The sequence below is a fragment of the Klebsiella sp. JB_Kp042 genome (assembly GCF_040065275.1).
GTDB classification, from domain to species: Bacteria; Pseudomonadota; Gammaproteobacteria; order Enterobacterales; family Enterobacteriaceae; genus Klebsiella; species Klebsiella quasipneumoniae.
The window spans coordinates 1-1301 of sequence record NZ_JBEAJL010000074.1 but is presented as its reverse complement, the minus strand read 5'-3'; the positions used below and the strand labels follow the sequence as shown (position 1 = coordinate 1301).

The window sequence follows — 1301 nt, the reverse complement described above, 5'->3', positions numbered from 1 at the left end:
GGCCGGGAACTCAAAGGAGACTGCCAGTGATAAACTGGAGGAAGGTGGGGATGACGTCAAGTCATCATGGCCCTTACGACCAGGGCTACACACGTGCTACAATGGCATATACAAAGAGAAGCGACCTCGCGAGAGCAAGCGGACCTCATAAAGTATGTCGTAGTCCGGATTGGAGTCTGCAACTCGACTCCATGAAGTCGGAATCGCTAGTAATCGTAGATCAGAATGCTACGGTGAATACGTTCCCGGGCCTTGTACACACCGCCCGTCACACCATGGGAGTGGGTTGCAAAAGAAGTAGGTAGCTTAACCTTCGGGAGGGCGCTTACCACTTTGTGATTCATGACTGGGGTGAAGTCGTAACAAGGTAACCGTAGGGGAACCTGCGGTTGGATCACCTCCTTACCTTAAAGAACCTGCCTTTGTAGTGCTCACACAGATTGTCTGATGAAAGTAAAGAAGCAAGGCGTCTTGCGATTGAGACTTCAGTGTCCCCTTCGTCTAGAGGCCCAGGACACCGCCCTTTCACGGCGGTAACAGGGGTTCGAATCCCCTAGGGGACGCCACTTGCTGGTTCGTGAGTGAAAGACGCGTGCCGATATATCTCAAAACTCATCTTCGGGTGATGTTTGAGATATTTGCTCTTTAAAAATCTGGATCAAGCTGAAAATTGAAACGACACACAGTTAATGTGTGTTCGAGTCTCTCAAATTTTCGCGACACGATGATGTTTTACGAAACATCTTCGGGTTGTGAGGTTAAGCGACTAAGCGTACACGGTGGATGCCCTGGCAGTCAGAGGCGATGAAGGACGTGCTAATCTGCGAAAAGCGTCGGTAAGGTGATATGAACCGTTATAGCCGGCGATGTCCGAATGGGGAAACCCAGTGCAATTCGTTGCACTATCGTTAACTGAATACATAGGTTAACGAGGCGAACCGGGGGAACTGAAACATCTAAGTACCCCGAGGAAAAGAAATCAACCGAGATTCCCCCAGTAGCGGCGAGCGAACGGGGAGCAGCCCAGAGTCTGAATCAGCTTGTGTGTTAGTGGAACGGTCTGGAAAGTCCGACGGTACAGGGTGATAGTCCCGTACACCAAAATGCACAGGTTGTGAACTCGAAGAGTAGGGCGGGACACGTGGTATCCTGTCTGAATATGGGGGGACCATCCTCCAAGGCTAAATACTCCTGACTGACCGATAGTGAACCAGTACCGTGAGGGAAAGGCGAAAAGAACCCCGGCGAGGGGAGTGAAAAAGAACCTGAAACCGTGTACGTACAAGCAGTGGGAGCACCTT

At 50.9% G+C, this 1301-nt stretch carries 1 tRNA gene and 2 rRNA genes; all 3 read left to right on the top strand.

The features are described from left to right. Positions 1–405: ribosomal RNA gene (locus tag ABLV54_RS13225) — 16S ribosomal RNA — on the top strand; the annotation flags it as partial. 85 nt (positions 406–490) lie between these two features. Then, positions 491–566 (top strand) — tRNA-Glu (locus tag ABLV54_RS13220). Between the two features lie 190 nt (positions 567–756). After that, positions 757–1301, top strand: a 23S ribosomal RNA gene (locus ABLV54_RS13215); the annotation flags it as partial.